The 22,999-nt window shown below is 69.9% G+C and carries 21 protein-coding genes; 9 read left to right on the top strand and 12 right to left on the bottom strand.

Features of this window, described 5'->3' with window-relative positions:
* Positions 1–49: 49 nt before the first annotated feature.
* Positions 50–1,669: a hypothetical protein gene (locus AAFX79_09970; protein ID MEO1008885.1), complete on the bottom strand. Its 1,620-nt coding sequence runs from the start codon at positions 1,667–1,669 to the stop codon at positions 50–52.
* 277 nt (positions 1,670–1,946) lie between these two features.
* Between AAFX79_09970 and AAFX79_09965 the strand changes: the two genes are divergently transcribed.
* Together AAFX79_09965 and AAFX79_09960 are read left to right on the top strand one after the other, a co-directional pair.
* A complete protein-coding gene (locus tag AAFX79_09965; GenBank protein ID MEO1008884.1) occupies positions 1,947–3,314 on the top strand; it encodes a GC-type dockerin domain-anchored protein in 1,368 nt (455 codons plus the stop codon).
* 129 nt (positions 3,315–3,443) lie between these two features.
* Entirely contained in the window at positions 3,444–4,025 is a 582-nt protein-coding gene (locus AAFX79_09960; protein MEO1008883.1) for an NAD(P)H-dependent oxidoreductase, read from the top strand.
* Between the two features lie 3 nt (positions 4,026–4,028).
* Here the strand turns inward: AAFX79_09960 and AAFX79_09955 are convergent, their stop codons facing one another.
* The 7 genes from AAFX79_09955 to trpS all read right to left on the bottom strand — a co-directional run bounded on the left by AAFX79_09955 (position 4,029) and on the right by trpS (position 13,737).
* A complete protein-coding gene (locus AAFX79_09955) occupies positions 4,029–4,961 on the bottom strand; it encodes a hypothetical protein (protein ID MEO1008882.1) in 933 nt (310 codons plus the stop codon).
* Positions 4,958–5,671, bottom strand: coding sequence for a hypothetical protein (locus AAFX79_09950; protein MEO1008881.1), 714 nt, complete (start codon positions 5,669–5,671; stop codon positions 4,958–4,960). Before AAFX79_09950 ends, AAFX79_09955 begins: the two co-directional genes overlap by 4 nt.
* A complete protein-coding gene (locus tag AAFX79_09945) occupies positions 5,668–6,825 on the bottom strand; it encodes a cystathionine gamma-synthase (GenBank protein ID MEO1008880.1) in 1,158 nt (385 codons plus the stop codon). The genes AAFX79_09950 and AAFX79_09945 overlap by 4 nt, the downstream gene beginning before the upstream one ends.
* Positions 6,826–6,903: 78 nt before the next feature.
* On the bottom strand, positions 6,904–8,340 hold the full coding sequence (locus AAFX79_09940) for a pyridoxal-phosphate dependent enzyme (GenBank protein MEO1008879.1): 1,437 nt from the start codon (positions 8,338–8,340) through the stop codon (positions 6,904–6,906).
* A gap of 290 nt (positions 8,341–8,630) precedes the next feature.
* Entirely contained in the window at positions 8,631–11,486 is a 2,856-nt protein-coding gene (locus AAFX79_09935; protein MEO1008878.1) for a DNA topoisomerase, read from the bottom strand.
* Between the two features lie 180 nt (positions 11,487–11,666).
* Positions 11,667–12,656, bottom strand: a complete 990-nt coding sequence (gene miaA, locus AAFX79_09930; protein ID MEO1008877.1) for a tRNA (adenosine(37)-N6)-dimethylallyltransferase MiaA — start codon at positions 12,654–12,656, stop codon at positions 11,667–11,669.
* 10 nt (positions 12,657–12,666) lie between these two features.
* On the bottom strand, positions 12,667–13,737 hold the full coding sequence (gene trpS, locus AAFX79_09925) for a tryptophan--tRNA ligase (GenBank protein MEO1008876.1): 1,071 nt from the start codon (positions 13,735–13,737) through the stop codon (positions 12,667–12,669).
* A 123-nt stretch (positions 13,738–13,860) separates the two neighbouring features.
* On the opposite strand from trpS, the gene AAFX79_09920 reads away from it, so the two are divergent.
* Complete coding sequence (locus AAFX79_09920) at positions 13,861–14,742, top strand: GC-type dockerin domain-anchored protein (protein MEO1008875.1); 882 nt, start codon at positions 13,861–13,863, stop codon at positions 14,740–14,742.
* A gap of 5 nt (positions 14,743–14,747) precedes the next feature.
* Here the strand turns inward: AAFX79_09920 and AAFX79_09915 are convergent, their stop codons facing one another.
* Both AAFX79_09915 and AAFX79_09910 read right to left on the bottom strand, forming a co-directional pair.
* On the bottom strand, positions 14,748–15,485 hold the full coding sequence (locus AAFX79_09915) for a hypothetical protein (GenBank protein ID MEO1008874.1): 738 nt from the start codon (positions 15,483–15,485) through the stop codon (positions 14,748–14,750).
* A gap of 8 nt (positions 15,486–15,493) precedes the next feature.
* On the bottom strand, positions 15,494–15,961 hold the full coding sequence (locus AAFX79_09910) for a sigma-70 family RNA polymerase sigma factor (GenBank protein MEO1008873.1): 468 nt from the start codon (positions 15,959–15,961) through the stop codon (positions 15,494–15,496).
* Between the two features lie 261 nt (positions 15,962–16,222).
* Here AAFX79_09910 and AAFX79_09905 point away from each other — a divergent pair, with 261 nt between their 5' ends.
* A complete protein-coding gene (locus AAFX79_09905) occupies positions 16,223–17,008 on the top strand; it encodes a GC-type dockerin domain-anchored protein (GenBank protein ID MEO1008872.1) in 786 nt (261 codons plus the stop codon).
* Positions 17,009–17,125: 117 nt separating this feature from the next.
* Here AAFX79_09905 and AAFX79_09900 read toward each other — a convergent pair whose 3' ends face one another.
* A complete protein-coding gene (locus tag AAFX79_09900; GenBank protein ID MEO1008871.1) occupies positions 17,126–17,578 on the bottom strand; it encodes an Hsp20 family protein in 453 nt (150 codons plus the stop codon).
* Between the two features lie 174 nt (positions 17,579–17,752).
* Here AAFX79_09900 and AAFX79_09895 point away from each other — a divergent pair, with 174 nt between their 5' ends.
* A complete protein-coding gene (locus tag AAFX79_09895; protein MEO1008870.1) occupies positions 17,753–18,220 on the top strand; it encodes a hypothetical protein in 468 nt (155 codons plus the stop codon).
* A 30-nt stretch (positions 18,221–18,250) separates the two neighbouring features.
* On the opposite strand, the gene AAFX79_09890 is transcribed toward AAFX79_09895, so the two are convergent.
* Complete coding sequence (locus AAFX79_09890; GenBank protein ID MEO1008869.1) at positions 18,251–19,399, bottom strand: hypothetical protein; 1,149 nt, start codon at positions 19,397–19,399, stop codon at positions 18,251–18,253.
* Positions 19,400–20,069: 670 nt separating this feature from the next.
* On the opposite strand from AAFX79_09890, the gene dnaX reads away from it, so the two are divergent.
* The 4 genes from dnaX (at position 20,070) to AAFX79_09870 (ending at position 22,941) form a co-directional block, all read left to right on the top strand.
* Positions 20,070–21,200, top strand: a complete 1,131-nt coding sequence (gene dnaX / locus AAFX79_09885; protein MEO1008868.1) for a DNA polymerase III subunit gamma/tau — start codon at positions 20,070–20,072, stop codon at positions 21,198–21,200.
* 302 nt (positions 21,201–21,502) lie between these two features.
* Positions 21,503–21,847, top strand: a complete 345-nt coding sequence (locus tag AAFX79_09880; protein MEO1008867.1) for a hypothetical protein — start codon at positions 21,503–21,505, stop codon at positions 21,845–21,847.
* A 33-nt stretch (positions 21,848–21,880) separates the two neighbouring features.
* Positions 21,881–22,258 carry a YbaB/EbfC family nucleoid-associated protein gene (locus tag AAFX79_09875; GenBank protein MEO1008866.1) on the top strand — a complete coding sequence of 126 codons (378 nt, stop codon included), beginning with the start codon at positions 21,881–21,883 and terminating at the stop codon, positions 22,256–22,258.
* Positions 22,255–22,941 (top strand): NUDIX hydrolase, encoded by a 687-nt coding sequence (locus AAFX79_09870; protein MEO1008865.1) that lies wholly within the window; start codon positions 22,255–22,257, stop codon positions 22,939–22,941. Before AAFX79_09875 ends, AAFX79_09870 begins: the two co-directional genes overlap by 4 nt.
* Positions 22,942–22,999 lie beyond the last annotated feature (58 nt).

The following is a 22,999-nucleotide window of genomic DNA, read 5'->3' as shown; positions in this document are numbered from 1 at the left end:
GAAAAAGGGCACGCCGTGCGTGCCCGTGGGTGCCGGCGCGGTCGGTTGGTTACGGGCAGCCGGCGCTAAAGGCGGTCTGGAAGGCCAGGAAGTCGAAGATGGTCAGCTCGCCGTCGCCGTCGAAGTCGGCCTCGCAGCCCACGCTGACCGACAGCAGGTCGTGGGTGCTGTTGCCGCTGGGGGCGATGCAGCCGCGGCGGGCGGTGTCGCTGGCCCGCAGGCGGAGGGTGTAGGCGCACCGCTGGAGGCTGCGGGTGTCCCAGTTGGCGATCAGGCCGCCCGCGGGGATGTTGCCGCTGCCCGTGGCGATGGTGTTCCAGCGTCGGCTGCCGCCGCCGGTGTACTCGAGCACCCAGCCGCCGATGTTCTTGTCGAAGATCTCGCCGCGGACCGGCACGACGCCGCCGACCCACTCGCACGGCTCGATGTTGGTGACGACCGCGATCGGCGGGGTGTTGTCGACCTCGTAGACCACGGAGACGTCGGCGGTGTCGCCGCAGGGGTTCTCGGTGCGGATGCGGACCTCGTACTTGGCGTCGGCCAGCGACCGGGTGTCCCAGAACGCGAAGGGCTCGTTGATCACCCCGCCGAAGTAGACGGGACTGTCGGGATCCACGGGCACGAATCCGCCGCCCGAGCCGGCGGGCCGGTAGCCCACCGTGTACTGGCCGCCGCAGTCCTGCGAGATGGTGCCGTCGAAGCAGGTGTTGCCGCCGACGATGGTGCCGTCCACGGGCGTGCGGAGCGAGGCGGGCGCCACGCTGGCATCGATGCGCACCTCGAGGGCCGCGGTCGTCACCAGGCCGACCTCGTTGATGGCCTCGACCTCGAGGATGTACTCGCCCGAGAGGCCGCGGGTGTCCCAGGTCGTCAGCGTGAAGGGGGAGCAGAGCTCGATGGTGCCCGTCGAGATGATGGTCCAGCCCGTGCCGTCGGCATCCCGCGAGCGGCGGGCGCGGACGGTCCAGGACAGGTCGCTCTCATCGTCGCAGACGACGACCTCGATGGGCGTCACGAAGCTGGGGCACACGCACGACTCGGGCGCGGGGCTCGTGATGCGGACCTCGGGCGGCGTGGTGTCGATCACCGGGGCGGCGATGTTGATGGTCGTGCGGAAGCCGTTCTCCAGGACGATCGTGAAGCGGCCGCCGGTGGGATCGAACTGGGTCGCGTCGGTTTCGGGGCCGAAGAACCGCGACGAACTGCCTCGAAAGACCGGCGCGAACGCGAAGCTGTAGTCCAGGTCGTCGCCGTCGCCCGAGCGGCCGCACAGCGTGGGGCCGACATCGCCGAGACAGCTCACGCAGTAGTCCACGTCGGTGGCGAAGCCGGCGAAGCCCTCGTGGATGACGCGGACGATGCCGAAGGCCGACGTACCGCCGACGTCGCGGATTCGGGGGCTGAACGACAGCGTGCCGTCGGCGTGGCGGACGACGCGGTTCTGGACGTTGCCCGTGACGACGCGGCCCGAGCCATCGGGGATGCTGAAGGGGATGCCGCCGTCGCTCACCACCACGCCCGGGCGGCCCACCGACCCCGAGAGCGGCACGACCCCGCCCGGCGGGAGCGGGACGGCCTCGACGCTGGCGGCGAATACCGACAGCGCCGCCAGCGCGGTGCAGGCGGCAAGGCGAACGCGGCGGACGGACTGGACGGTGCGGTGGATCATCGGGAGCTCCTCTCTTCGACGCCCGGACACGCGGGTGGGCGCCTCGCTGCTCCCACAGCGCCGCCCGGGCCGGCGACTCACGCAAATCCCCACGCACGCCGTCGATTTCGGGCCTTCGCCGGCGTCGCGAGCCGCGACCGTGAGCGATCCGCCTGGGGTGCGCTCCGGTGCCGGGGCGACCGCCACTCGCCGGGCCGCGGGGTCCGGCAGCGGCCGCCCGAACGCGGCACGCCGCGGCCGGGCCGGGGCGGAGCCGCACGGGAAAGGAAGGAACACCATGTCTCGCATCACCAAGAGTGCTTCGGATCGCGCCGTGTGTTCGCGGCTCGGCCTGCTGGGCGTGCTCGCGCTCGGCACCGTCGCCGCCGCGGGCGCCGCGGCGTCGGCCGACGAGTGCTGCCGGTGGGAGCTGCGCGTGCAGCGCAAGGCCATCCTGTCGGACAACTTCGAGGTGGAGCTCTGGGCCCACTTCCCCGATTCGGGCCACGCCTTCGGCGGCGGCCGTGTCGACATCCTCACCGACGGCGTCGACTGGATCTCCGGCGACTACTGCGGCCTCGGCCCGCCCGTCGGCGGGTCGGTGGGGCAGGTCGTGGGCGACGACGTGCTGGACATCGCGGTGGGCCAGCTGCACTTCCCCATCGGCGGCATCTTTGCCGACACCGACAACCCCATCCTGGTCTGGTGTGGCGAGTTCGAGGCGTCGGGCGACGGCTATCGCACGATCGAGACCCAGACCGACAGCTTCTCCTACTACCCCGACGCGGACAGCGCAGTCAGCAACACGTGCACGCCCATCGAGGCCGACCGCACCGTCTTCGTCGGGCCGCTCGTCATCGACGACTGGATCGCGTCGCCCTTCCCGGGCGTCGGCGGCGACATCGTCAAGGACGGGCTCGAGCTGTTCCCGCTGCCGGGCGGGCCGGGCGAGATCGGCGTCGGGCTGCAGGCCGACGACTCCAAGGGCGACAAGATGGGCAACTTCGAGATCCAGCACCTCATGAGCACGCTGGATCCAGCCGCCTCGCTCGATCTGACCTGGTACCCCCTGCCGTGGTGCTTCTGGATCGACCCGTGGATCACGCTCGGCCTGACCACGCCCCGCCGCGGCGAGCTGGACATCGTGCCCAATTTCCGCGGCGTCGGCGCCACGACCGTGCCGATCGTGGCGTTCCTCGACGGCAAGGAGGCCGGCCGCGACGCGGTGCCGGCGGGGGGCAGCTTCAAGATCTTCGACCCGTGCACCTCGTTGACGTGGTGCTGGATCGAGGATGATGACGGCTGGCCCGTGCTGGTGCTCAAGTGCGACTCGCCGTTCGACATCCAGATCGGCAGCACGCGGGTGCGGGCCGACAGCATCCGGATGCAGCCCGCCGAACTCCGCGGCGCACCGATCGACCTGGACCGTGTCGAGGTTCGCGGCCGGGGCCTGGACCGGCTGGTGATCGAGGACGCCGGCGTGCCCGATGCGACGAGCTGCTTCGCCGACTGCAACGGCGATGGCCGGCTGAACATCTTCGACTTCCTGTGCTTCCAGAACCTGTTCAGCGCGGGCGACCTCGCCGCCGATTGCAACGGCGACGGCCGGCTGAACATCTTCGACTTCCTGTGCTTCCAGAACGCCTTCGCCGACGGCTGCCCGTAGCCGCCCGCGACGACGCGAGCACTCCTCTTCTGCTCCCGTGTCGCGCGGGGGCGCCATCCGCCGCCGGCGCCGCCCCCCTGGGTGCGCCGGCGGCGGCTATTCTCCGGCCCTGCACCACCGGAGATTGGCATGGCCAGCACGCGCATCCTCGTCTTCGCCGGCAGCCTGCGGCGCGACTCGCTCAACCACGCCCTCGCCGTGGCGGCGGCCCGCGGCGCGGCGAGCGCCGAGATCACCGAGCTGCGTCTACGCGATTACCCGCTGCCGCTCTATGACGAGGAGATCGAAGAGGCAGACGGGCTGCCGGACAACTGTCTCAAGCTCAAGGACATCTTCCGGACCCACCACGGCCTCATCGTGGGCTGCCCGGAGTACAACAGCGCCATCACGGGCGTGATGAAGAACGCCATCGACTGGGTCAGCCGCCCCCGCGACGGCGAGGGCCCGCTGGAGTGCTTCGAGGGCAAGGTCGTCGGGCTGGTGGCGGCGTCGCCCGGCGGGCTCGGTGGCATCCGCGGGCTGCCCACGGTCCGCCGCATCTTCGGCCACATCCGCTCGATCGTGCTGCCCGAGCAGTTCAGCCTGCCCAACGCGGCCGACGCCTTCGATGATGCGGGCGGGCTCAAGTCCGACGATCACCGCAAGGCCGCCGAGAAGGTCGGCCGGCGGGTGGCCGAGGTCGCGGCGGCGGTGGGCGTCGCGACGGCGTAGCGGTCAGCCCGGCCCGTCCGCGGACGGACCGCCCGGCGTCGGGCGAATCGCCGCGTCGCGCATCGATCGGTCCAGGCCTCTCGCGAAGCATGCAACGCCCGCGAGCATCGCCGCGATGCCGGCCGCCAGCAGGATCGGCCAGCCGTACGAATCGGCGATGCCGAACACGGCCGGCCTCGGTAAGCGCACCTGCGCGGGCACGCCCAGGAGGCGATACACGCCGTCGCCGCCGAAGGTCAACGCCGCGGGTGTCAGCGCGAGCGGCAGCATGCACGCCGCAACGACGCCGCCCAGCATCCCGCGGCCCACCGCACGGACCCGGTCCGCGAGCAGTTGCAGGTACGCGACGACACCGACGGGCAGCATCGCGAAGACCATCCAGGCGATCAGGCCATGCCGGGCGATCATGCGCGGACGGATGTGCACGCCGACGCCGGCGAGCGCGAACAGCGAGATCGAGGCCAGGGCGATGACGCACGCGGCGAGCGAGCCGTAGCGGAGCATGCGCCGCAGGCTCTCGCTGCGACGCTCGTGGCCGGCGAGATCGGGGCCGGTGAGCACCCAGACGCCGCGTGTTGCGTAGCCGAGCGCACAGAGGAGCACGGCCGTCCCGAAGACCGTAGCGAACATCGCGAGGCGCGGCCCGGCGATCGTGCCCCGCAGCTCGAAGCCCGCCACGACCATCGCGAGGCCCGCGAGGGCGATCCAGCCGGCCCGACGCAGGCCGCCGAGCCCGGACAGCACGGCGTCCCGGTCGGCGGGCGGTGCGTACGCCAGATCGACGAGGTGGATCGACCGCGCCACGTGCTCGCCGCACTCGGGGCATCGACCCCGGACATCCAGCCCGTCCAACGGATAACCGCAAGCGACGCACATCGTGCCGGGCATCGCGACCTCGAGCAGGTCGGGCGTGGCCTCCGGGGCGTGGTCGGTCATGGGCTCGCCGACGATACCACCGGCACCGTCCGCCTCGCGAGTGCCGGCGCGAGCGTGAGGAACACGAGGCCGGCCACGATCTTGAGCGTGCCCCACCCGACGGCCAGCACCGCGGCATCGGGGTCGTAGCCGTAGTTCTCGAAGATGCGCGAGGGGAAGTACATCGAGCCGACGAGCAGCCAGCCCGTTTCGAGGATGGCGTACGCCACGAAGCAGACCGCGGCGACGCGATAGCACGCGGTGACGGCGGCGAGCAGCCACAGCGTGCGCTCGAGCGGCGTCATCGGGCTCACGCGCAGCGGCGAGAGCAGGTAGCCGCACTCCGTGCAGCGGCCATCAGCGAGCTCGGTGATGGAGTGGCCGCAGTCGGGGCACGTCGCCTCGCGGAGCCGCGTCGGCACCAGCACGCGGGCGAGCGGCGCGGCCACGAAGAGCAACACGACGCCCAGCGTCATCAGCGTTGCCTCGCGGAGGAAGTAGAACGACCACCAGCCGACCCTGGTGGTCCCGATGAGACTCCACGCTTGCAATCCGGCGCCGATGCCGTAGTAGACCATCGCGACGATGCCGACCAGCCGCAACGCCGTTGCGATCACGATCCGGAACTTGACGACGTCCTCGCTCCGCAGGTTCAGCGAGCGGGCCCGGTCGCGATCGGTCGGCTCGCGCTCCGGCTGCCCGCCGTGGCTGCCCGGCCCGTCGCCGGTCATCCCAACGCCCGGTCCAGGTCCGCGATCAGGTCGCCGACCTCCTCGATGCCCACGCTCAGCCGCACCAGGTTGTCGGTGATGCCCAGCGTCCTGCGCTGGTCGGCGGGCACGCTGGCGTGCGTCATGATGGCCGGGTGATCGACGAGGCTCTCCACGCCGCCCAGCGATTCGGCGAGCGCGAAGATCCGCAGTTTCTCGAGGAAGGCGCGGGACTCATCGAGGCCGCCCTTCAGGTAGATCGTCACCATGCCGCCGAAGCCGCGCATCTGCTTCGCCGCGACGGCGTGCTGCGGGTGGCTCTCCAGCCCCGGGTAGACCACCTTCTCGACCTTGTCGTGCGCCACGAGGTGGTCGGCCACCGCCCGGGCGTTGGCGCAGTGGCGGTCCATGCGGACGTGCAGCGTCTTGGTGCTCCGCAGGAACAGGAAGCACTCGTTGATGCCGGGCACGGCACCCTCGGAGAGCTGCAGGAACTTGAGCCGCTGGTGCAGATCGTCGTCGCTGGTGATGAGCGCACCGCCGATGGCGTCGCTATGCCCGCCGATGTACTTGGTCAGGCTGTGGCACACGATGTCGGCGCCCAGCCTCAGCGGCTGCTGGAGGTATGGGCTCGAGAAGGTGTTGTCGACGGCGACGATGGCCTTGCTCTTGTGCGCGATCTCGGCCATCACCGCGATATCCACGACCTTGAGCGTGGGGTTGGTGGGCGTCTCGATCCACACCAGCCTCGTGTTGTCGCGGATCGCCGCGCGCGCGGCGTCGTGGTCGGTCATGTCCACGAGCGTCGTCTCGATGCCCAGCTGCGCGAACACCCGGTGGAAGAGCCGGTTGGTGCCGCCGTAGACGTCGTCGCACAGCAGCACGTGGTCGCCGGCGCTCAGCAGGTGCAGCACCGCGCCGGTGGCGGCCACGCCCGAGGAATACGCCAGCCCGTGTGCGCCGCCCTCGAGGGCCGCGAGGTTGGCCTCGAGCGCCGCCCGCGTCGGGTTGGCGGCGCGGCTGTAGTCGTACTCGCCGACGATCTTGCCCGGCGACTGCTGCACGTACGTCGAGGTCTGGTAGACGGGCACGGCGATCGCGCCGGTGGAGGGGTCGGGCTGCTGCCCGGCGTGGATGGCCTTGGTGCCGAAACCGGCGCTGTCATCGATCTTCATGGTTCGTGTTCCCTCGCAGCGAGACGCCGGCAGCCGGGCGGTGGCCCGCGTGCTCACGCACGCGGCTCGGACGGAGTGTTAGGCGTGCGCCGGGCTCGGCGTGGTGTCGTGCGACGGCTCGTGGTTGCCCTGGCGGGCCAGGTACTCGATGAGGTCGATCTCGCTGAGCACGCCGACGAGCCGACCTTCGCTGACGACGATGGCCGCCTGGTCGGCCGCGAACACGCCGTAGAGCTCCTCCACGCGGGCGGTGGGGGGCAGGATGCCGCCGATCTGGGTCTCGATGGCGCGCACGGGCGTGCTGGTGTCCACGTCGCCGGATTGCAGGCCCCGCAGGATGTCGATCTCGTGCACCATGCCCAGGGGCTTGCCGCCCGCATCGACGATCGGCACCTGGCTGATGCCCCGCGTCCGCATCGTCTCGATCACCTCGCCCAATGTGCGATCCTCGGCCGCCGTGATGACCTTGGTGCCCTCGGGGATGAGGTCGCCCACGACGCCCAGCCCGCGCGGCGGCTCGAGGAAGCCGTGCATCTTCATCCAGTCGTCCCGGAGGTACTTGGTGATGTAGCGACCGGCGGAGTCCGGGCAGATGGCGATGACGTTCTTGCCCGCCCCGAGCCGCTGCGCGACCTCGATGGCCACGTGCACCATGCCACCGCTCGAACCCCCGCAGTACAGGCCCTCCTCGCGGATCAGCCGGCGGGCCATCGTGAAGCACTCGTAGTCACTGACCTGGTGCATCTCGTCGACGACCGACGGATCGAACGCACGGCAGACGATGTCCTCGCCCAGCCCTTCCACCTTGTAGACGTAGGGCGTGCTGGCCTCGCCCGTGTGGAACACGCTGTAGTGCACCGAGCCCAGCGGATCGACACCGACGATGAGCGTGGGCGCGCCCTTCTTCTTGAAGTACCGACCGATGCCCGAGATCGTGCCGCCCGTGCCCGTGCCCACGACGATGGCGTCGGCCTGCTCGCCCCAGGCCTCCTGGCTCTGGCGGTAGAGCTCGGGCCCGGTGCTCTGCTCGTGGGCCTCGATGTTCCACTGGCTGTGGTACTGGTCCATGTAGAAGGCGCCGGGCGTCTCCTCGGCCACGCGCTTGGCGACGTTGACGTAGTGGTCGGGGCTGTCGCCCGGCACGTCGGTGGGCGTGATGATGACCTCGGCGCCGAACGCCCGCAGCGCGTCGATCTTCTCCTGGCTCATCTTGTCGGGCATGGTGAACACCGCGCGATAGCCCCGCGCCGCCGCCGCCATGGCCGCACCGGCGCCCGTGTTGCCGCTGGTGTTCTCGACGATTGTCCCACCGGGCTTCAGGAGGCCCTCCTCCTCGGCCCGGCGGATGATGTGCCAGGCCATCCTGTCCTTGATGCTGCCCGCGGGGTTGAGGAACTCGCACTTGGCGTACACGGCGGCGGGCGTTCCGTTCGGCCCGGAAGCGGGCACGACGGCATTGAGCTTCACGAGCGGCGTGTCGCCGATGGCGTCGAGGATGTGGTCGAACGTGGGCATGGGGAAGGGTAGGAGCGGGGTGAGCGGGCACCGGGCACCGGGCACCGGGCACTGGGCATCGGGCACCGGGCAATGGGCAATGGGCAATGGGCAATGGGCAATGGGGCAGATCGTCCGAGCCGCGTGGGTACGCACGCGGACCTAGACCAACCGGGTAGTCCGGGAGAGACAAGCGTTCAGCAACTCGTGCCCATTGCGAACCGACCGACACGAACGACATGCGTTGGTCCGCGTGCGTACCCACGCGGCTCGATGGGAGCCCGATTCGCCGAATGCCGACGCCCGTCCGCCTACGCCGACTTCGCCAGCTTCTCGTCCTTGTGGATCGGGCCGGCGTGGCTGCTCACCGCCTCCTCGGGCGTCTCTTGCAGCACGAGCTGCTCGACCTTGGGGGCGCCCTCCAGGGGCTTGCCCTTGGCGTCGGTCAGCGGCGTGCCGTCGAGGCGGCGGATGATCGGGATGGGGTGGGCGCGCTCGTGCGCCTCGAGCGCGTCCTCGAGGGCCTTCTTCTTCGCGTCGTCCAGCTCGGCCCACTTGCCGCGGCCGCGGCACTTGGGGAAGCGCGAGCAGCCCAGCCACGGGCCGCGGAGCCCGTTGCGGAGGTTCAGCGGGCTCTCGCAGAGGGGGCACGGCAGGTCGGTCTCCAGCGGCGGGGGCGCGGGGGCCGTCACGTAGCCCTTCTTGTCGACGTTGAGGATCATGCCGTCGCCCGGGCTCTCGCCCTCGGCCAGGTCGGTCGCGATGAACGGCCCGAAGCGGCCCGTGCGGTGGACCATGGGCCGACCGGTCTTGGGGCAGCGCACGTCGACGTACTCGACGGGGCGGGGCTTGCCGTAGCGGTCGACCGGGCAGGCGTAGTCGCAGTCGGGGTAGCGGGAGCAGCTCAGGAACCGGCCGTTCTTGCCGAAGCGGTAGACCAGCGGCGCCCCGTCGCGGGGGCACAGGTAGTCGCTGGGCTGCGTCTCGGCCTTGGCGTGCTGGAGGTTTTCCTCGGCGGCCTCCAGGCTCTTCCTGAACGGCCCATAAAACCGCTCGAGCATCTCGATCCAGTCGAGATGCTCGTCCTCGACCTTGTCGAGCTCGGCCTCCATCTCGCGGGTGTAGCCAACGTCGAGGATGCGGGGGAAGGCCTCGACGAGCTTGTCGGTGACGACTTCGCCCAGGTCGGTCGCGTGGAAGCGCCGCTCGAGCAGGTCCACGTACTTGCGATCCTGGATGGTCTGCACGATGCTCGCGTAGGTGCTGGGGCGGCCGATGCCCTCGCTCTCCAGCGTCTTGATGAGGCTGGCCTCGGTGTAGCGGGCCGGCGGGCTGGTGAAGCGCTGCCGCGGCTCGATGGCGAAGGCGTGCAGCGCGTCCTGCTCGCGCAGCTCGGGCAGCGTCGCCTCGTCGCTCGCGGTGGGCACGCCGGCAACCCTGTAGAAGCCGTCGAAGACCAGCACGCGGCCGCTGGCCTTGAAAGTGAGGGTCGCATCCTTGCCGCCGTCGATGAGCACGGTGGTGGCGTCCCACTGCGCGTTGGCCATCTGGCACGCGACGAAGCGCTGCCAGATCAGCTCGTACAGCCGCGCGAGGTCGGGCTTGTTCTTGAGCACCCGGCGGACCATGTCGGGCGTGTATGCAACGTTGGTGGGGCGGATGGCCTCGTGGGCCTCCTGCGCGCTCTTGTTGGACGAGCCGAAGAAGTTGGGCTTCTCGGGCAGGTAGTCGTCGCCGTAGGTCCTGGCGATGTGGTCACGGGCCATGTTCAGCGCCTCGCCCGCGATGTGGGTCGAGTCCGTCCGCATGTAGGTGATCAGGCCAACGGGCCCCTCGCCCGGGATGTCGATGCCCTCATAGAGCTGCTGGGCGGCGCCCATCGTGCGGCGGGCGCCGAAGCCCAGGCGGCTGCTGGCGGCCTGCTGCATGGTCGAGGTGATGAACGGCGCGGGCGGCCGGCTGCTGGTGCGCTTGGTCTCGATCGAGCGGACGCTCCATGCCATGGCCGGGTCGGCCACGCCCGTGATGGTCCGCCGCCAGCGGGCCGGCCCGCGGCCCGACGCGTCCTCCTCGACGTGGGTCTCGATCTGGGTCATCCCCGCCTTCTCGAGGGCGGAGACCACGCCGGGGGTGACGTCGCAGGTGCCGGCCTTGCGGAACTTCTCGGCGCTGACGTCCGCCTCGGCGTCGGGGTCGAGCCGGCCTTCCTGTAGCACCTCGAACTTCTCGCCGTCGATCTCGATCAGTTCGGCGCGGAGCGCCCCGTGCTCGGCCAGCCAGGCGTTCTGCTTCTTGAGCGGCGGCGGGTTGCCCTTGTCGTCCCGCTGCGCGAGCAGCCGCGCCCACTGCGGCAGCAGTCCCCGGGCCGACTTCTCGTCGCCCGCGAAGCACGCGGTAACGCTCCAGCTCTCGTCGGGCACGAACGCGCGGATGGCCCGCTCCCGCTCGACGACCAGCCGCACCGCGACGCTCTGCACGCGGCCCGCGCTCAGCCCGCGGGTGACCTTCTTCCAGAGCAGCGGGCTGACCTGGTAGCCCACGATGCGGTCCAGGATCCGCCGCGCCTGCTGGGCGTTGACCTTGTCGAGATCGATGGCGTGCGGGTTCTGGAACGCGCGGGAGATCTCGTTCTTCGTGATGGCCGCGAAGACCACCCGCTTGGCGTCCGCGGCGTCGATGCCGATCTCGTCGGCCAGGTGCCAGGCGATGGCCTCGCCCTCGCGGTCGAGGTCGGTGGCGAACCAGACGCTGCCGCCCTCGCTCTGGGCGTCCTTGGCGGCCCGCTTGAGCTCCCGCATCACGGCTTCCTTGCCGCTGAGCACCTGGTAGCTCGGGGTGAAGCGCTTCTCGAGGGCGACGCCCGGCACGGGGCTCTTGTCGCCCTTCTCGGCCTTCTCGGGCAGGTCCCGCACATGGCCGACGCTGGCCAGGACGACGTAGCCGTCGCCCAGGTACTTGTTGATGGTCTTGGCCTTGCTGGGGCTCTCGACGATGACCAGGTCGCGGCCCTTGGCCTGGCCGGCCTTGTAGCCCGTGCCTCGGCTGGACCGTCGGCCCGCACCGGCCGCCGACCGGCCCGCGGCCTTCTTGGAGACCTTCTTCGAGGTCTTCTTCGAGACCTTCTTGGAGGTCCTCTTGCTCGTCTTCTTGGTCGTCTTCTTTGCCATGGACTGCACGCTTCCGCCCGCCGGCGGCGACCTAGGGAATCAGCCCGCCGGGGCGATGTCAAGGTGCCCCCAGCGGGCCTCGCGGAACGCCACCGGCGCTCGCTACCAATCGGCTACGCCCGGGACGCTATTCGAGCGATCGGCGGGAATCGGTGTGGACAGCTTCTTGACAACAATGAGTCATTCTATCGTAAAACAATGTTTGACAATGCCTTGCGCGATCTCACCCGGATCCCGGTTTTCGGGATCAACCCGCAGGATCGACGCTCCGCCGGGCGGCGAGGCCACCAGCCGCCGCAGCCACGTTCGCTGGTTCTTGGCGAATCGGCGGGTTTCGATCTTGATCCGCTCGGCGGCGCTATCCAGGGAAAACCCGGATTGTGCCGCCCCCAGCAGCTGCTTGTAGCCCAGGGCCTCGCGGGCCTGGGGCCCCAGCCGTCCGGCCTCATCCAGCCGCCGGACCTCCCCGGCGAGGCCGGCCTCCAGCATGGCGCGCACGCGAGCGTTGATGCGGCGATTGATGGACTCGGCCGACCAGTCGAGCACCACCAGCAGCGCCCGGCCGTGCAGCGGCCCGCTGGGCTCGGCCGAGTCCCACTGCCGCTGGCAGTCGCTGATGGTCCGCCCCGTCAGCCGCCAGACCTCCAGGGCGCGGATGGTCCGCCGCTCGTCGTTGGCGTCGATGCGCGCCGCCGAGGCCGGGTCGACGCGGCCCAGCTCCTCGCGCAGCGCGGGAAGGCCGAGGGCGCGGAGCTCCGCGCGGAGCGCCTCGTCCGCGGGCGGCCCCTCGAACAGCCCGTCGAGCAGCGCCTTGACGTAGAGGTGCGTGCCGCCGGCGACGATCGGCCAGCCGCCGCGTACCTCGATGTCCGCGATCGCCTCTGCCGCGCGCGCAAGCCAGTCGGCAACCGTGAACCGCTCCATCGGCTCGACGATGTCGATGAGGTGGTGCGGCACGCCGCCTTGCGACGGATCGCGTTCGGCTTGGGGCGCCTTGCCGGTGCCGATGTCCATGCCGCGATAGATCTGGAAGGCGTCAGCGGAGATTATCTCGCCCGGCGCACCGCGCTCGGCGCCGAGGCGTGCGCACGCGATCGCGATCTCGGTCTTGCCGCCGGCGGTGGGACCGGCGATCACCGGAACGATGGGCGTGGGTGCGGCTGTTGCCACGGCTCGTTCGCTACTCGAAGCGGAGCTGGCGCTCGATCAGGTCCAGCTTCATCGCTTCCTTCGCCCGCCGCAGCGTGTCCTCGGCCAGCGTGTTGGCCTTCGCGGCATGCTCCCGGAGCAGCTCGATCACCCGCTCGTCGCCGGCGTCGCCGTCCAGCTCGGCCCGGCGCTCGCGCATGGGCTCGAGGAGCTTATCGATGTGCTCGGCCACCTCGACCTTGATGTGGCCGTCGCCGATGTTGTCGCCCGCGGCGTACCGGCGTTCGAGCTCGGCCACGCGCTCGTCGTCGCGGATGAAGGCGTGGACGTACTCGAACAGTGCGTTGTGCACGTCGCCTGGCTCGTCGAGGGCCTGGCGGCCCGTGTAGAGCTGGCCCATCTTCTTCTTGATCTGCTTGAAGGAATCGCTCAGGAAGATGGCGTTGTTGAGGCTCTTGGACATCTTGTGCGTGCCATCCGTGCCGACGAGCCGGCCCACGCGGCCGACCTTGGCCTTGGGGATGGGGAACACGCCGCCCAGGCTCTCGTGCTCGTCGTCCTCGGCGTGGGGATCGACGCCGCAGTAGACCTGGTTGAAGCGGCGGGCCGCCTCGCGGCACATCTCGATGTGGGCCACCTGGTCCTCGCCCACGGGCACCCACTCGGGGCGGAAGCTGAGGATGTCGGCGCACTGGCCAACGGCGTACATCGGGAAGCCGAAGGAGTAGGTATCGCCCAGCCCCTTGCTGTCGATCTCGGTCTTGAGCGTGGGGTTGCGCATCACCCGGTTGAAGGGCAGCAGCATCGCGAAGTACCACGTCAACTCGGCGATCGCGGGGACCTCGGTCTGCAGCACGAAGGTGCTGCGCTCGGGGTCCATGCCGACGGCGATCCAGTCCTTGACGATCTCGATGGTGCTGCGGCGGATGGACGCCGGATCCTCGGCCCGCGTGGTGTACGCGTGCATGTTGGCGATGAGGAAGTAGCAGTCGTAGTCGTCCTGCATCGCCACGCGGCTCTCGAGGCTGCCCACGAAGTGGCCCAGGTGCAGCAGGCCCGTAGGCGTATCGCCGGTGAGGATGCGGGGGCGGGTGGTGGTCATGGGCAGACAGGATAGAGCCGCGAGCGGACGGGAAGTCCCGCTCGAAGCCGGCCGTCCGGCCGATTACCATGCGATCGGGCCAAGCATTGCATCGGGATCATCGGCCCCACCGGGAGGAGAGTCATGATTCGCACCACGATTATCGGCGCCGCAATGGCGGTTCTCGCACCGCACGCATGCGCCCAGGATCGCACCATCGAGCGCGGCGTAACGGCCGACGCACTGTCGCTGGTCTTCGATGATCCGGTGACCGACGAGGAGGCGTTCGAGTCGAGCCAGCCGGGCCTCTTCGAGGAGACCGCCTCCGCGTCGGCGGTCGTGCCGCCCTTCGCGTCCAATCGGTCGAGCGCCAGCCAGCGGAGCTTCTTCCAGCCCGGCTTCCGCCCGGGCGAGGACGTGATCGACGCGAGCGGTTCGGCCGTCGCGCAGCTGTTCATCCAGGGGCTGGGCGACGCCGCCGCCCGCAGCACCTACGTGCTGGAGTTCGCCGTCGGCGCGGGCTCGCGATTCGAGATGGACGAGTTCAATCTGCTCGTCGACGACCGCTTCGGCGGCGACGTCTCCCGGGATCGCCCGGGCGACGCCTCGGCGTCGCTGGCGCTGACCAACCTCGACACGGGCGAGATCCTCTTCGAGGAATCGGCCGTGCTAGACGACGCGGGCACGGAGGTACGAATCGAGTCCAACGACACGATCGTGATCGACCTCGATGCCGGTCGCTACGAGCTGCGCATCGAAGCGATCGCCACCGACGAGACCGCGGGCTTCGACGAGGTGCAGGACAGCCTGGCGGCGGCAAGCTTCTTCGTGTGCGCCAACGTATTCGATCCCGCGCCCTGCCCGACCGACCTCGACGGCGACGGGCTGCTGACCATCTTCGACTTCCTGGCCTTCCAGAACCTCTTCGATGCGGGCGATCCGCGGGCCGACCTCGACGGCGACGGCGAACTGACGATCTTCGACTTCCTCGCCTACCAGAACGCCTTCGACGCCGGATGTCCGTAGGGGCCCTAGCCCTCACCTAGCAGCGGCAACACCACGGGTGCGTCCAGCGTGCTGATCTCGTCGATGGCGATGCCGCGGATCGTCCGGGTGTGGCGGTGCAGATCGGAAGCCATGGTCTCCTCGATCGCGAGATGGCCCGCGGGCCGGAAGACGACGATGACCCGCTCGCCGGCATCCGCCCGCGCGAGCAGCACGCGGGTGTGCTCGCCCGCAGCGGCGGCGGAGAGGTAGCCGTCGTCCAGCGAGGTCCAGCCGATGAGGGCCACGGGCGTGGCGAAGTCGGCGGTGATGGGCACGCCGAACCGATCGACGGTGTAGTCGAGGAACTTCTCGGGCGTATCGCAGACGACGTCGGGCTCGAAGTCGCCATCGAGCACGCGGGCCATCTGGGCGACCTGCAGCGCACGCCCGCCGCCCACGCCGCTTTGCACGGCGACCCACGCCACGCCGAGCACCACGATCGCCGCCGCGAGCGCGAGGATCGCCCGCATCGGCAGCGGCCGGAAGGGATGCACCCTCAAAACGTCGACCTCGGGCGTGATGGCGACGTCGCCCACGCCCTCGAATCCACGCCTCAGGCCGTCTTCGGCGATGCGGAGCGCCTCCAGTTCGCGGGCGAGCTCGGGCGACTGGCGGAGGCGTGCTTCAAGGGCCTTCGCGTCGTCGGCCGCGAGCTCGCCGTCGTGGTAGGCGAACAGCTGCTGCAGCTCGTCGTCGGGGATGGTGGGTCGTGGGTCGGTCATGGTGCTGCCTATGCGTCCTCCGTGGTGCCGGCGCCGTCGAGCCTCCCCAGCAACGCCCGCCGCGCCCGGTACACGTGGCTCCTCGCCGTTGCCTCGGGCACGCCGACGATGGCGCCGACCTCTGTATAGGTGTGCCCTCCGACGGCGCGCAGCAGCATGCACTCTCTTTGCATCGCCGGCAGTGCATCCAAGGCCTCATAAAGCCCGGCGGGATCCGGGGAATCCATGTCCGAAGTAGTGGCAATCAGCCGCGGCGTGCGCTCCCTCCGGGCGCGGGCCTGCTCGCTCCGCCGCATGTTGCGGGCGGCGCCGCGGACGACCGCCGCCATCCACGCCCGGAAGTCGCTGCCACGCTGGAATCGGTCGAGTTGCCCGAGCGCGGTCATCGCGGCCTGCTGGACGGCGTCGGCGGCGTGGGCGCGGCCGACCTCCGCTGCCGCCACCACGAGCAGGGTGGGCCTGGCTTCCTCGAGCAGCCCCGCGAACTCGTGCGGATCGAGCTCGGCCGGGCCGGCATCAAGGTCCGAGTTGGGTGGGGGCGACCTCTCGATGCCTCGTGCTCCGCTGCCGTGCCCTGAGGTACCCCGAGGCTAGCGCCGTGCGCCCGCGACCCCAGAATTCCAGCAAGGTGCAACGCCTTGGCGGCGACCCAACCTCTGCGGGCGACGGCCGGCCCGAGACGGATGGGATCGGCCACCCAACGCCAGACCGCACACACCAGACACGGGAGAGCATCCATGGCTCCGCGCAGCGCTATCACCATCGCCGCAACTGCCGGCCTCGCCGCCGCCGCCCACGCCCAGGTCGACCGCCAGGTCCAGATCCGCAGCGTCGACTTCGGCACGGGCGTCATCGAGCTGTTCAACTTCGCCGCCACCGACGTCGACCTGAGCGGCTGGCGCTTCTGCTCGCACGACTTCAACGAGGCCCGCCGCTACTCGGGTTCGGGCGGCCTCAACGGCGTGACCATCGAGGCAGGCACCTCGGTCTTCATCCACTTCGACGACGATGCACCCGCGGGTGATCCGGACCGCCTCGATCGCGCCAGCCTGGGCGGCGCCTTCGCCGGCCCGCTCGACCAGGACGCGTACGCCCTGGAGATCTTCACGCCCGGACCCGACGGCGTCGTCAGCTTCGGCAGCACCACCGACATCGTCGACCACGTGCAGTGGAACCTCGCGGGCGGCGACGTTGGCTCGGCCCAGACCCGCTCGGCGCAGGCCGTCACCGCGGGCCTGTGGACCGCGGCGAGCGACTTCGTCATTACGACCGATGACAGCGAGCGGATCGATCTGATCGACGACACCGGCGCCGAGCTGCACGGGCCGGCCGACTACGACGTGGCGGAAGGCGTGTGCCGCGCCGACTTCGATGGCGATGGCGAGCTGACCATCTTCGACTTCCTGGGCTTCCAGAACGCCTTCGATGCGGGCGATCTCGCCGCCGACTTCGATGGCGACGGCGCGCTGACGATCTTCGACTTCCTGGCCTTCCAGAACGAGTTCGACGCCGGCTGCCCGTAACGCCACGGCCGACGCACACCAACTCGACGCTACAACAACGCACGCCGCACTCCGAGGAGGGAGGTGCGGCGTGCGCCTATTCGTGGTGACGTCGAGCGGTGGTCCGCGGAGCGTGGCCTATCGGATCGCGATCTCGCGGCTTGCGACCCGCTGCTTGGGCACGCGGACGTGCAGCACGCCGTCCTTCAGTTCGGCGTCCACGCCGCCCTCGTCCACCATGCCGGGCAGGCGGAAGCTGCGGCGGATCCGCGTGTGCGTCCGCTCGCGGAGGTGCGGCTGGCCCCACTCGCCGTTCTCGCGGGTCTGCTCGGCCGCCTCCGAGCGGTCGGCGGCGATGCCCAGCACGCCCTCGCGGAGCGTCACCTTGATCTGCTCGCGGGTGAAGCCGGGCAGCTCGGCCTCGATGGCGTAGGCGTCCTCGGTCTCGTGCACGTCGCAGGGGTAGGACACGGCGCCCTCGCCGCCGTTCGCCGGCCGGCCAAAGCCCAGCGGCTCGATCAGGCGGAACAGGTCTCGGCGGAGCGAGTCGGCGGTGTCGTCGAACAGGTCGCGGTACAGGACGGGCTTCATGGTCGGTCCTCCCTTCGGACTTGGGCGGCAAGGTTTGCTATTGGGTCGAATTAACAAGCCGCGTGCCAAGGGCATCGGGCGGCATCCCGGCCCATGTGCCGCCCCGGATCCGCCAGATGGGCAGCCGACTTGCAGGATTGGCAGGCGATCCGGCCTCGGGCTCTAGAGTCGGCCATGACCGTCCGGCCGCTCCCCGCTGCACCCGCCGCCTGGCCGGTTGCCCCGATGCTCGCGGGCGTGCTCACGCCGGCCGCCATCTCGGCGGTGCTCATCGTGGCGGACGTGGCCCTGATTTGGTCCTTTAACACGATGGGCCTGCTCATCCTCCTGGGCATCGCCGGCTGCTTCCTGCGGCCGGCGCACACGCTGCCCTCTCGGGCCGCCAGCATCATGGCGGGCGCCTCCATCCCGATCGCCGAAGCCCACTACTACCGCGGAGACGCCGGGCCGATGCTCCTCCAGATCAGCTGGGCGATGCTGCTGTTCTGCGGGGTCGCGCTCGCGCTGAAGCCGACGCCGATCGCACGGCTGACCAAGACCCGGGGCGCCTGGGGCCCGCTGGTGTTCGACCTGACCACTGGCGGCGTGGCGATCGTGCTCTTCAACCTGTCGATGCTGGCCGAGAAGACGCTGCGGGGATGAGGCCTACGGGCAGCCAACACTGAAGATTACTTAGAACAACAGGTAGTCGTGAAGCGTGAAGAAGCCATCCTGGTCGAGGTCTGCGACACGATCCCCATCCTGCCACGCCATATTGAACGCGAGGCAATCGAACATCGTCGCCACACCATCTCGATCGAGATCGGCGCGGCAGGGCGGCGGCGGTCGCCGCCCGTAGACAATTGCGGCGATGGCGCACGTGGATCCGAAGTTGACGCCCGTCATCGAGAAATCGCCGATGCCGTCGCGGTTCACGTCGCCAAGTGCTCGCAAAAACATATTTTCGTCAGCTGCGAACAACAACTTTTCTCTATCACCAAGATCGGCCACGTTGATCCTCGCGGGAAAGTCGCGATGGGGTCGGCCAAAGACGATCCGATCCAGAAACAGGAGATCGTCGGCACCATCACTATTGATGTCACCTAGTTTCTGGTGGTGCATGAAGCTGATGGCCTGCCGGCCATATGCGCCGATCAGGACAACGCCGCTCGATCCATCTAGGGCCTCCAGATTGATGTCGGAAGGAAACGGATCTCGGAAGGAGTCCTTGCGCCCAAAGACAACGTGGCACAAGCGGTTCTTCGTGATCGCGACATCATCGACTCCATCACCATTCACATCCCCGACACCGCCATGACCCCGCCGGCCCGTCCCAGTTCCGACCCATCCAGCCAGCCGGACGGCTTCCGACGGGGCCGCATTGACGACGTCGAACTCGATCGGCCAGGGCTCGCTCTCGGGCCGGCCAAAAACCACGAAGGCCTCTAGTTCGCTGCCAACCGAGCGAGAAAACATGATGTCGGACCGCCCGTCGCCATTGAAGTCCCCAGCCGACACCGGATTGGCAAACGCGGCCAGACCATGCCCTGGACTGGTGATCCGAAATCCGCCGAAATCTCGCATGAGGTCGTCCAGCTGGGCCAGGGCAGGAAAGGGACGATCCGGGGTGGTGCCGAAGAGAATCTTGATCTGCTGTCGCTGTTCCGCCCAGTATGGCGGAGAACTCAGAAAAGCCAGATCGTCCACACCGTCGCCATTGAGATCACCAATCGCGTCGTAGATCCCGATGGACTCCCAGCGATCCAGGATCCGCGTTTCGAAGTCATCGATGAGCCGAGGAAATGGCCCGGCGGTTGATTTGTCGCGGCCATAGAACAGCACGGAGTCGTGGCAATTCCGATCTCGGTCGCAGCCACGCCGTTGAAGCTCCGCGGCAACGTCATCGACGCCATCTCCGTTGATGTCACCGACCGCGGAACTCGCGCTAAGAAACTCGTGAGGAGTTGCCCACCGCAGCTGGAACCATTGTTGCGGAGTGGATCAGAAATGTACCGAGATGCGGGCTGGCCCGGCTGGCTCACTAATACGCCAAATCCGCTAAAGCGAAACCCACTATCGACGCTGTGCAGCAAGTCCGCGCGGCCGTCACCATTCACATCGCCGGCGGCGATTGGCTCATTGGTACCCCATCGCCACTCGAACACGCAGTCCCGCAGCGCATAGCCCAGCGAGCCATCCCCGCCCTCCGCGAGCAGCAGCGTCCGCCAATCGAACACGGGCGGGAACGACTCGGCCAGCGGATCGGCCTGGGCCAACACCGGGGTGGCTGCTCCCACCGCGGCAATGATGGCGGCCATGCGTCCCTTCAATAATGCCCGTGCCATGCGATCCTCCTTCACTCGTCGTGGCATCGGGGCGCCCGGGGCTGGACGCCCGGAGCGGCGTGGTTCAGCCGCTCATCGCGGAGAGAATACCGGATGTCCGGGGCCGACGAAAGGAGTCCGGGGCACGGCGGTGCCGTCTCCGATCGCCCGCTCATCTACCCTCCCCCATGCCCTACACCGCCCTCGCCCGCCGCTATCGCAGCCAGGACTTCGAGGCCGTCGTCGGCCAGGAGGCCATCGCCCGCACGCTCGCGCGGGCCATCGAGCAGGGCCGCGTCGCGCACGCGTACCTCTTCTGCGGCACCCGGGGCGTGGGCAAGACCAGCATGGCCCGCATCTTCGCCAAGGCGCTCGCCGGCGGCAGCGACGAGGTCAACGCGGCCATCATGGCCGGCCAGGACAGCGACGTCATCGAGATCGACGCCGCCAGCAACCGCGGCGTCGACAACGCCCGCGAGCTGATCGCCAACGCGGGCTACCTGCCCATGCGCGGCGGCGACAAGGTCTACATCGTCGACGAGGTGCACATGCTCACCAAGGAGGCGTTCAACACCCTCCTCAAGACGATGGAGGAGCCGCCCGCACACGTGCGGTTCATCCTGTGCACCACCGAGGCCAACAAGGTGCCAGCGACGATCCAGAGCCGCTGCCAGCGCTTCGACTTCCGGATGATCCCCGCGGCCCGCATCGCCGAACACCTCAAGGACGTGTGCGAGCAGGAGGGGGTGCAAGCCGACGACGACCTGCTGGCGGCCGTCGCGCGCCTGGGAGCTGGGTCGATGCGGGATGCGCTCAGCCTGCTCGATCGCCTCATGGCCGCCGGCGAGACGCACCTCACGCTCGCGCTGCTCGAGGAACTGCTGGGCCTACCCGATCGCGAGCTCGTGGGCGCGCTCATCGACGCCTTCGCGCAGGGCGAGGCGCGGGCTGCGCTCGACGCCGGCGATGCACTGCTCGCGCTGGGCATCGGCACCGAGCTGGCGCTCGAGACCATCGCCGCGCGTTTGCGCGACCTCATGGTGCTCGCCGCGTGCGGGCCGGAGACCGATCTGGTCGAGCTGTCCGATGCCGCCCGCCGAGCGGAGATCGACCGTGCGGCCCGATTCGATGCGCCCGCGCTATCGCACCTGATCGCCGTGTGCGAGGCCGCCCGACGGATCTGCCGCGACAGCCCGGCGCCGCGGGCGATGTTCGACGCGGCCCTGGTCCGCCTGGCGTCGGCCGAACGCTTCGCCGACCTCGGGGCGCTCGCCCGATCCGCCCCGACCCACGCGGAGGCGCCGGCGGGAAAAGCCTGAAGCCGGCGCGCACCGACGCGCCGGCGCCGCCGCCAGCACGACCCGCACCAACGCCCGGTGCCGAGCCCGCGCCCCCACCGGTGCGTGCGTCGGCGCCGTCCGGCGACGCCGGGCCTGCACCCGTTCCGGCCGAGGACCACGCCCGGGACCCGGCGGACGAGGGGCGCCAGTCCCTCGACGAGCATCCCCTGGTGCAGCGGGCGCGGGAGCTGTTCGCCCCGGAATCGGGCTCCGGGGGCTAACCTACCCGTGGTCCGCCCGGCTCGCGGACGCTCGTTCACGCTCGCACACCGGAGGCCCCCATGTCCAAGAAGGGATCCAACCCCGCCAAGACCATCGTCCTGCTGCTCGTCATCGCGGCCTGCGCGGGCGGCGTGTACTACTTCACGATGATGCAGGGCGGCAACGGCACCGTGAGCCGCAACGACATGCACGCCTGGGTCGAGACCGAGATGATCGACGAGCAGCTCACGCTCGACGAGCTCAAGCAGCGCGTCGGCAACGACAACGCCGAGGACGTCGGCGAGGGCCGCTATCGCTTCACCATGAGCCAGGTCGACTCGGCCAACCCGATGGTCTTCGAGGTCGCCGTCCGCGGCGGACGCGTCGTGTCCAAGACGATCATCACGCCCGGCCCCGGCGCGTAGCAGCCCCTGGGCGGATGCGAGCGGAGGGCGACCGTGTTCGATAGCATGCGCGCCGTGGGCGCCCTCGCCGGGCTGCTCCGCGATAAGCAGAAGCTCGCGGAGGCCGCCGAGCGCGTCCGCCGCACGCTCGACGGCGCCCGCGCCGAGGGCTCGGCGGGCGGCGGGGCCGTCCGCGTGACCGCATCGGGCGCACTGCGGATCGTCGAAGTCCGCCTCGAACCGGCGATGCTCGCGGGGCTTGGGTCGGGCGACGAGTCCCGCGCCCTGGCCGAGGGCCTGATCGCCGAGGCTACCAACGAGGCGCTCACCGCCGCCCAGGCCATCGCCCGCCGCACGGTGGCCGACGAAGCGCAGGAGCTGGGCCTGCCCGAGGACATCGCCGGCCAGTTCGGCGCCGCGATGGGCCTGTGAAGATCCTGCCGCTGCGGCGCCCGCCCACGGTGGTCGTCGCCGGCCCGCGGCCGGCCCGCGATCCCGGCATCGCCGAGCGGTGGCGGGCGGCGACCGAGGCCAACCCGCGGCTGTTCGACGGTCCCATCCTCGCGATCACCGCAATCGACGCGGCGTCCGCCACGCTGCACGCGCGGCTCGACCGCTTCGCGCACCTCGTGTGCCCGCGGGCGGCGGTGGTGCCCGTGTCGATCCTCAGCATCACCGGCATCATCGAGGCGCAGGCGGGCCGGCGGCCCGTTGTGCTCGCCGGCCGCCGCGGGCGCTCGACCCGCAGCTATCCGGGCATGTGGGAGTTCGGACCCTCCGGCGGGCTGGAAGCGGCCGACGACGCCCGCGTGCTCGGCCAGCCGGACCTCCTCCGCACGCTCCGCCGCGAGCTGCACGAGGAGGTGGGCATCGCGCATCCGCTGCGTGACGCTCGCGTCGTAGGCATCGTGCCCGATCCGGGTGCGCGCAGCGTCGATGTCCTCGTTCGTGCGCGCCTCGAGGGCGACCCGCCGCCGCTCCGCCCACCGCGCGAGCACGCGTGGGAGTACGACGAGGCGCGGTGGATCCCCATCGCCGACCTGCCCGCGTTCCTGGACCACGAGCCGGTAATCGGACCCATGATCGCGACCGCCCGCTGGCTCGGCTGGGCCTAGTGGTCAGCCGCTAGAGCAGATTCGATCCACGTGTAGCGCGTGCGTTCGTGTAGGCCCG

Source organism: Planctomycetota bacterium (assembly GCA_039819165.1).
Taxonomy (GTDB): Bacteria; Planctomycetota; Phycisphaerae; order Phycisphaerales; family UBA1924; genus JAHCJI01.
This window is presented reverse-complemented; position numbering and strand designations above follow the sequence as displayed.

Bases quoted from the DNA above. Each gene is read 5' to 3' on its own strand.
- AAFX79_09945 (MEO1008880.1), bottom strand. From the start codon at position 6,825: ATGAAGATCGATGACAGCGCCGGTTTCGGCACCAAGGCCATCCACGCC.
- trpS (MEO1008876.1), bottom strand. From the start codon at position 13,737: ATGACCACCACCCGCCCCCGCATCCTCACCGGCGATACGCCTACGGGC.
- AAFX79_09960 (MEO1008883.1), top strand. From the start codon at position 3,444: ATGGCCAGCACGCGCATCCTCGTCTTCGCCGGCAGCCTGCGGCGCGAC.
- AAFX79_09935 (MEO1008878.1), bottom strand. From the start codon at position 11,486: ATGGCAAAGAAGACGACCAAGAAGACGAGCAAGAGGACCTCCAAGAAG.
- AAFX79_09970 (MEO1008885.1), bottom strand. From the start codon at position 1,669: ATGATCCACCGCACCGTCCAGTCCGTCCGCCGCGTTCGCCTTGCCGCC.
- AAFX79_09915 (MEO1008874.1), bottom strand. From the start codon at position 15,485: ATGACCGACCCACGACCCACCATCCCCGACGACGAGCTGCAGCAGCTG.
- AAFX79_09940 (MEO1008879.1), bottom strand. From the start codon at position 8,340: ATGCCCACGTTCGACCACATCCTCGACGCCATCGGCGACACGCCGCTC.
- AAFX79_09895 (MEO1008870.1), top strand. From the start codon at position 17,753: ATGACCGTCCGGCCGCTCCCCGCTGCACCCGCCGCCTGGCCGGTTGCC.
- AAFX79_09950 (MEO1008881.1), bottom strand. From the start codon at position 5,671: ATGACCGGCGACGGGCCGGGCAGCCACGGCGGGCAGCCGGAGCGCGAG.
- AAFX79_09900 (MEO1008871.1), bottom strand. From the start codon at position 17,578: ATGAAGCCCGTCCTGTACCGCGACCTGTTCGACGACACCGCCGACTCG.
- AAFX79_09920 (MEO1008875.1), top strand. From the start codon at position 13,861: ATGATTCGCACCACGATTATCGGCGCCGCAATGGCGGTTCTCGCACCG.
- dnaX (MEO1008868.1), top strand. From the start codon at position 20,070: ATGCCCTACACCGCCCTCGCCCGCCGCTATCGCAGCCAGGACTTCGAG.
- AAFX79_09955 (MEO1008882.1), bottom strand. From the start codon at position 4,961: ATGACCGACCACGCCCCGGAGGCCACGCCCGACCTGCTCGAGGTCGCG.
- AAFX79_09905 (MEO1008872.1), top strand. From the start codon at position 16,223: ATGGCTCCGCGCAGCGCTATCACCATCGCCGCAACTGCCGGCCTCGCC.
- AAFX79_09880 (MEO1008867.1), top strand. From the start codon at position 21,503: ATGTCCAAGAAGGGATCCAACCCCGCCAAGACCATCGTCCTGCTGCTC.
- AAFX79_09965 (MEO1008884.1), top strand. From the start codon at position 1,947: ATGTCTCGCATCACCAAGAGTGCTTCGGATCGCGCCGTGTGTTCGCGG.